Origin of the sequence: Helicobacter sp. 11S02629-2 (assembly GCF_002272875.1) — a bacterium.
In the GTDB taxonomy this organism is placed as follows: Bacteria; Campylobacterota; Campylobacteria; order Campylobacterales; family Helicobacteraceae; genus Helicobacter_I.
This window is the reverse complement of sequence record NZ_MLAN01000001.1, coordinates 318,907-326,699: the sequence shown is the minus strand read 5'-3', so window position 1 is coordinate 326,699 and position 7,793 is coordinate 318,907. Positions and strand designations below refer to the sequence as shown.

5 protein-coding genes and 1 pseudogene are annotated in these 7,793 nt (G+C 35.9%); 5 read left to right on the top strand and 1 reads right to left on the bottom strand.

The annotated features are described in order from the left end of the window. From BKH40_RS08680 to BKH40_RS01315, 3 genes and pseudogenes are all read left to right on the top strand, one after another. Positions 1–215 (top strand): annotated as a pseudogene (locus tag BKH40_RS08680) (methyl-accepting chemotaxis protein); the annotation flags it as partial. 275 nt (positions 216–490) lie between these two features. After that, entirely contained in the window at positions 491–2,482 is a 1,992-nt protein-coding gene (locus tag BKH40_RS01320) for an ATP-dependent helicase (protein WP_095276130.1), read from the top strand. A gap of 7 nt (positions 2,483–2,489) precedes the next feature. Next, positions 2,490–5,075, top strand: coding sequence for a ribonuclease catalytic domain-containing protein (locus BKH40_RS01315; protein WP_095276128.1), 2,586 nt, complete (start codon positions 2,490–2,492; stop codon positions 5,073–5,075). A gap of 145 nt (positions 5,076–5,220) precedes the next feature. Here BKH40_RS01315 and dcd read toward each other — a convergent pair whose 3' ends face one another. After that, on the bottom strand, positions 5,221–5,790 hold the full coding sequence (gene dcd / locus BKH40_RS01310) for a dCTP deaminase (protein WP_095276126.1): 570 nt from the start codon (positions 5,788–5,790) through the stop codon (positions 5,221–5,223). Positions 5,791–5,866: 76 nt separating this feature from the next. On the opposite strand from dcd, the gene accB reads away from it, so the two are divergent. Together accB and BKH40_RS01300 are read left to right on the top strand one after the other, a co-directional pair. Continuing rightward, on the top strand, positions 5,867–6,349 hold the full coding sequence (gene accB, locus BKH40_RS01305) for an acetyl-CoA carboxylase biotin carboxyl carrier protein (RefSeq protein WP_095276125.1): 483 nt from the start codon (positions 5,867–5,869) through the stop codon (positions 6,347–6,349). Further along, positions 6,346–7,737, top strand: a complete 1,392-nt coding sequence (locus tag BKH40_RS01300) for an acetyl-CoA carboxylase biotin carboxylase subunit (protein ID WP_095276123.1) — start codon at positions 6,346–6,348, stop codon at positions 7,735–7,737. The genes accB and BKH40_RS01300 overlap by 4 nt, the downstream gene beginning before the upstream one ends. The last annotated feature ends 56 nt before the right edge of the window (positions 7,738–7,793 follow it).

Here is a 7,793-nt window from a genome sequence, read left to right as displayed (position 1 = left end):
CTAATACTAATATCTTAGTTCAATCAATTAATGACATGGCTGAATCTATAAAAGAACAAGCTAATGGTATAACTCAGATAAATGATGCTATATCTTTACTAGAGCAATCTACTCAAGGTAATGTAAACATAGCAGATGATGCTTCTAAGATTTCTAACTCTGTAACTCATATAGCAGATGAGATAATGAATGATGCTAATAGGAAGAGGATATAAGTTTAGATTCTTTTCTTGTAGGGGGGATTATAAATATATAGATTTATGGAATCTAGGTTTTTATTATCGCTATGCTTGTTGCTTAGCTTGCATGATTTAAACTTTTCATCTTTAAAGCCTAAAGTAAGCTAGTTTGCAAACTTAGTGCTTTACATAACTTATATCAAAGATAAAGTTTTTATTTTTATAGGCTAGATATTTAAGTGATTGATGCTTTTAGATGTTTACATGGTATATTGTTTTTTGAAAATAAAAAAGCATTAAAAAGGTCAAAGATGCTAAATGAAGAACAACTTGCCGCAGTAAACGCTCCACTTGGACACAACCTTATAATAGCGAGTGCAGGCACTGGCAAAACTTCAACTATAGTTAATCGCATAAAACACCTTCTAAGTCTTGGCATACCTCCAAGTAAGATTTTACTTCTTACTTTTACCAACAAAGCTTCAAAAGAGATGATAGCCCGCTTAGAAAAGCTAACCTCTAAAGAGATATCTCAAAGTATAAACGCAGGGACCTTTCACGGCGTGGCTTATAAGTATCTAAAAGAGACAAGGCATATAAGTCTTAAAACCCCACGCGAGCTTAAGATGCTTTTTAAAAGCATCTATGATAAGTACTTGCTTAATAACAAAGAAGCCTATGGCTATCAGTACTTATATGATGCTTATAGTCTTTATATAAACTCTAGTTTCAAAAAGAGCTTCACAGACTTTTTGGAATCTAAAAATGACACTGGTGGTGAAGAGTTTTCTGGTATCTATGAAAGACTATTTTTAGAGTTTAATGCTTTAAAGCAAAGCTATAACTATGCTGATTATAATGATTTACTACTTCTTTATAGAGAAGAAGTACTTAGCAAAAGGCTTAATAACGAAGTGCTTTATACTGAGGTTTTATGCGATGAGTATCAAGACACTAATCCTTTGCAGTACTCTATACTAAGAGCCCTAAGCCCAGAAAGTCTTTTTTGCGTTGGAGACTATGATCAAAGTATCTATGGGTTTAATGGTGCAGATATACAAATCATTACAGACTTTACTAAAGACTTTAGCGATGCTAGGGTTTACTCACTAAATAAAAACTATAGAAGCAGCAGTCACATCTTAGAGCTAGCAAACACAGTAATAGAGCATAATCCAAGAATTTATCCCAAAAAGCTAGAAGTCATAAAACAAGGTGAGTTTACAAAGCCAAAACTGCTAGCTTATGAAGATCTTTATGAGCAATATAATGCCATCTCAAAAATCATAGCTAATGCTAAGATGCCTCATAGTGACATAGCCATTATCTATAGAAACAATGCCAGTGCTGATGGACTGCAAGCTTGTCTTAGGGCTATGGGCGTAGCTAGTAAGCGTAGGGGCAGTACGTCTTTTTTTGATTCCAAAGAGATAGGGCTTTGTTTAAATATATGTGCGATCTTGGCTAATCCAAAAGATGTTATGAGCTTTTTACATGTACTAGATATCAGCAAGGCTATAAGTTCTAATGTCGCTAAAGACATTTTTGATGCCCTTTTAAAACTAGGAGGTGGTGATGTTATAAAAGGCTTACTTACTCCAGCTAGTGATATAAAGCCTTATAACACAACTTCGCTTTTTGAAGAAGTTAAGATTAATCATGCAAGCTTAGATAAAAGCTTTAGTAATCATCCAGTTTTAAGTCACCCAAGGCTAACAACAGAAGGCGCACTAAGTCTTCAAAATCTTTATCTTCTTTTTAGAGGTTTTACTAACTTTAGAGAGTTGAAGTATGCACTAGGTTATATCTATAACTCTAACTTCGTAAAAGACTATATAGACTTTTTAACTACGTCTAGGGCTAGGCAAAAAGATGGCAGCATAAGTGAAAGCTTGAAGGCTGAGAGTTTAAATAGGATAAAAGTAAAGTTTGATTTATTACAACACTTAAGTGCTAACTATAAAGATATGAAGACTTTTTTAAACGCCCTTACTATGGAAAGTGCTGAAGCTGCTGAAGGCAAAGGCGTTAATCTTTTATCTGTGCATGCAAGCAAGGGCTTAGAGTTTGAGTGTGTATTTGTCATAGACCTTATGCAGGGGCGTTTTCCTAACCTTAAGCTTATGGCAAAAAGTGGCTCTTTAGAAGAAGAAAGAAGACTTTTTTACGTGGCTACAACTAGGGCGAAATCAAAACTCATACTAAGCTATGCCAAGTTTGATAGATATAAGAATATAGACTATAAGCCTTCTATCTTTTTGAAAGAAGCTAAGCTTATAGTAGAAAAAAGCTTGACTACATAGGATAGGGATGTTTACTAAAAAAGAAAGAAAAAAAGCAAAGAGTGCAAGCACAAAGCAAGAAAGGAATCTACTAAATCAAAAAAAGAAGCAAAAAGCTTCTAGGCAAAAAAGAAAAAAGCACATTAGAAAACAAAGTCAAATAGCTAGGGTTTCTATAGACCTAAGTAATATTAATCCCAGTGCTATAAAAGCTTTTATCTATGCTGTATCAAAAAGCCAAGTTAACCGCAACAAAGAAGCCTTAAGCATAGCCTCTAAGCTAAACTCTAAGTTTTCTTGCTTTGATATAAGGAGTGATACGATCTCTTTAAAGTCTGGGTTTTCTTTTGTAAGAGTTTATAAAGATAGTAGTGGAGATATGCAGGCTTTTAGTATAGGCAAGGCTAAGAGAGTGCGAATGAGGGGTGAAGTAGGCGGTAAGGATGGAGATGTATTTCTTTGTGTTAGCTTAAAAAGCAGACCTGTGTTTTTGGCTAAGGTATATAGCTTTTTAAAACTAGGGCTTTTTACTAGGGTAGATTCTAAAGACCCTATGTTTAAAGGAATGCCAAAAGATGACTTAGCTTCAAAAGTAGGCGCATCGATGCTAGGCAAAAAGATCCCACTTTTTTTAAGGCTTAATGAAGACTTACCACTTATTGCAAGCTATAAGAATACAAGCACTTTAAAGACTGACACTCTAGTAGTTTTAAGCAAGGCTAATAACATCTTAGAAGCACTTGGAAGCTTGGAAGATGAAGACACAGACTGCCTTTTTGCTATGTCACTTTTTGATCTTTATCATCCTAAGTTTGATGCTAGCAGTGTTTTTAATGTGCATGAGTTACAAGACGCTAAGGCTAGATATAAGGCAAGTGCTTTTAGTAAAGAGGCTTTAAAAGAAGCAGATTCTATGGCTAAAAGCCTAGCTTGCAAAGAGGGCTTAAGCCTAGCTAGATTTAGCAAGCTTTATCTTAAAAAACCACTTGACTTAAAGCAAAGATATGACTTAAGGACCTTGCCATTTTGTAGTATAGACCCACTTGGGGCTAAAGATGTAGATGATGCGTTTTACTATGATGCTAAACATGCAACACTTTATGTGGCGATAGCTGATGTGAGTGAGTTTGTGCCTAACTTTTCTAAGCTTTATGATGAGGCAAAAACTAAGGGCTTTAGCATGTACTTTGGTGATGAGGTCTTTCCTATGCTGCCGCAAGTTTTAAGCAGTGAGGCTTGTAGCCTTCACTCAGGGGTTGATAGACTAGCTTTTGTCTGGGAGATAAGGCTTAATAAAAGGACTTTGAAGATTTTAGATTCTAGGCTTTTTAAAGCAGTTATTAGATCAAAGCTAAAGACTGATTATGATAGTGTTTTTGACGTGCTAAGTTTTAGTCCTTTAAGCGCTAAACTTACTAAAAAAGGCAGGTTTAAGCCTAAAAAGATAGTAAGTATAAAAGTTAGGGAATCTAAACTTTTAAACTCACAAAGCTTTAGCTCTATAAAAGACTTTCAAGCTTTAAGTGTAAAGCTTAGGAAAAAGCGTCTAAAAACTGGCTTTAACTTTGATCTTCATGGCAAAAATTTTAGCTATCACATGATAGAAGAAGCCATGCTTTTGGCTAATATTGAAGCTGCGAAGCTTTTAGCCAAGCTTCCTAATGCTATCTTTAGAACTCATAACGTAATGGAATCTAAAAAGTTAAAAGTTTTAGAAAAAGACTTGCAGCTTTTAGGCCTTAAAAAGACTAATAGCAGCGATACCTTAAAGATGTTAAAAAGCTTTCAAGAAGAGGCTTTAGACAAAGGGCTTGGCGATCTTGTAGATACGCTAATAATCCGCTCCATGCCGCGTGCTATCTATGATGTGGCTTTAAGACCTCACTTTGCCTTAGGCTTTCTTGCTTATACTCACTTTACCTCGCCTATAAGGCGTTTTAGCGACTTACTTGTGCATAAGATTCTAAGTAGCTATATTTATGATGATGGCATCATGGGATCAGTTTTTGCCAAAACTGAGATCTTAAGCACGCTAGAGTTTTTAAATATGCAAAACTACACTATAAAGCTAGCAAGTAGGGAGTTTACTAACATAAAGCTTGCTAGGAAGGCTAGGGCTTTGCTTGGTAGTCAAAGTGAGCTAGATTCTATGTTTGCTAACTTAGAAGTCTTAAAAGAAAGGCTTAAAGCACTAGAAGTAAAGGCGTGTGAAGAAGAAGCAGGGGAGGAGACTTTAAAAGCAGAGTTAGAAAAAGTGCACTTAAAGTTAGAAAAACTAAAAACTAAGATAAAACTTACAAAAGTAAAGCTTAAAGATGTTAATAACTTAGAGTTAGATGTCATAGTCTTAGAAAAACTAAACTTAGAAAAGCTACCTTCAAGTCTTTTGGAGTTGCAAGAAAAGAGCTTAGAAGCGTTAGAGCCAAAGGACTTAGCTAGCCTAAAAGACTTTAAAGCCTATAAAACTTACTGTAAAGATGGGGAGTTAAAAGATGCAAATATTACACTCTTTAGTCAAGATGACTTAGAGTTTTTTAGCACTTATAAAGCAAGAGTTATAGAATCTAATATCTTTACGAGGGAGATAAAAGCCTATCTTGTGTCAAATCCTTAAGCAAGGAAGAGTTGGCATAGGGGAAGAGTTGGCTAAAAGATGCTTTTAGTATAAAGGTTTGCAAGCAAGCTTTTGTGATAAAGCTTTATGATTTATACTTTTTTACTCACATAAAGCTTATATAATTTTTTAAAAAACTTTTTCTTTAACTCTTTTTTATAACTTTAGGAAGCGTTATACCGCTTTGGTTTTGATACTTACCTAGCTTATCTTTATAGCTTTGTAAGCACTCTTCATCTCCTTGGAGGAAAAGGACTTGTGCTATGCCTTCATTAGCATAGATTTTAGCTGGGAGTGGGGTTGTGTTACTTATCTCTATAGTTATATTACCTACAAACTCTGGTTCAAAAGGTGTTACATTAACTATGATTCCACATCTTGCATAAGTGCTTTTTCCTAAGCAGATACAAAGCACATCACGAGGGACTTTAAAAACTTCTATAGTGTCAGCTAGGGCAAAGGAGTTAGGAGGGATGATGCAGTAGCCATCTTTTGCTTTTATGTCAATGATAGAATCTTGTGAGAAGTTTTTAGGGTCTATTAGAGCGTGGTTTAAGTTAGTAAAGACTTTAAAGTCACTTCCCACTCTTACATCATAACCATAGCTACTTAGTCCATAGCTTACAACTCCCTTTGAAGTCTGCTCTACAAAGGGGCTTATCATATCTTTTTCTAAGCACATTTGTTTTATCCAGCCATCACTTTTAAGTCCCACGAACATGTCCTTTTTTATAAATATGCTATTATCATATCACAAATCATTATCCTAAAATCACAAAAGGACAACCACTATGAATGTAGAAGACATAAAAGAAATCATGGAGCTTTTTAGTAGCTCTGAAGCAAGCACTCTTAAGATTAAAGAAGGAGGCTTTTCTTTGACACTACAAAAAGGCACTAAGGAGAGGGCTTTGAGGGTTGCTAGCAGTCCTGTATCTAATGAAGTTGTATTACAAGCTGAGATGGAATCTCCAAGGATGGCTACTCCTACTTCACTTGAAGTCTCACAAATGCCTGCTAGCAAGGCAGTAAGTGCAGACTATATAACTTCACCTATGGTTGGTACATTTTACAAGTCTCCAAGTCCGGGTGCTGATCCTTATATAAGTGTGGGAGATATCATTAAAAAGGGCACTGTTATAGGTATAGTTGAAGCTATGAAGATTATGAATGAGATAGAAGCAGAGTTTGACTGTAAAGTCTTAAGCATAGAAGTAGGTGATGCTCAGCCAGTTGAGTATGGCTCAAAGTTAGTGATGGTGGAGAAAGTATGAGTAAAAAACATGATGATGAGAAGAAGTTAGTCGAAAAACGCCCTAAAGTAGAGAAAAAACATCTCCAAAGAATCTTAATAGCAAATAGAGGTGAGATAGCCCTTCGCGCTATAAGAACTATACAAGAGATGGGCAAGCAAGCAATAGCTATACATTCAATTGCTGATAGCAACTTACATTATTTAGATGTAGCTGATGCTAAAGTGTGTGTTGGTGGGGCAAAGTCAAGTGAGAGTTATCTTAATATATCTGCAATTATGAGTGCAGTTGACCTATTTGAAGCTGATGCTATATTCCCGGGTTATGGCTTTTTAAGTGAGAATCAAAAGTTTGTAGAGATCTGTTCTCACCATGGAGTTGAGTTTATAGGCCCTAGTAAAGAAGTTATGGAGCTTATGAGTGATAAGTCCAAGGCAAAAGAATGCATGAAAAAAGCTGGAGTGCCAGTCATAGAAGGAAGTGAAGGCAAGCTTAAAAACTACGAAGAAGCCCAGATAGTAGCTGATAAGATAGGCTATCCAGTCATCATCAAAGCAGCAGCTGGTGGAGGCGGACGTGGTATGCGTGTGGTTGAGGATAAAAGCTTACTTAAAAACCTTTACTTAGCTGCTGAATCTGAAGCACTTAGTGCCTTTGGTGATGGGTCAATATATATGGAAAAGTTTATAAGCCGTCCAAAGCATATAGAAGTACAAATCATGGCTGATAAACATGGTAATGTGATACATGTAGGTGAGAGGGACTGCTCTTTACAAAGACGCCAACAAAAGCTTATAGAAGAAACGCCTGCTGTAGTTTTAAGCGATGAGGTAAGAGAAAAGCTTTTAAAAACTGCAGTAAATGCAGCAAAGTATATAAACTACGTGGGTGCTGGGACTTTTGAGTTCTTATTAGATTCTAATAATAAAGACTTTTACTTTATGGAGATGAACACACGTCTCCAAGTAGAACACACTGTAAGTGAGATGGTAAGCGGGCTTGACTTAGTAGAGTGGATGATACGTATAGCTGAGGGTGAAAAGCTGCCAAGCCAAGAAAGCATCAACCTAAAAGGTCATAGTATAGAGTGTAGGATAACAGCTGAAGACCCTGAGAAGTTTTACCCAAGTCCGGGCAAGATTGAAAGCTTTATAGCACCCGGTGGGATGAATGTAAGACTAGATACCCACGTTTATGCAGGCTATGATGTGCCTATGTTTTATGATTCCATGATAGGGAAGCTTATAGTTTGGGGTAAAGATAGGCAAAGTGCTATAGCTAGGATGAGACGTTGTTTGAATGAGTTTAGTATAACTGGTATAAAAACTACTATACCTTTTCACCTAAAAATGATGGATAATGCAGACTTTAAACATAGCCGTATAGATACTAAGTATCTAGAAAGCTAGATGAGATATTAAGGTTATAGAATCTAGATTCTATAGCTTTATAGACTTTAGTTTGA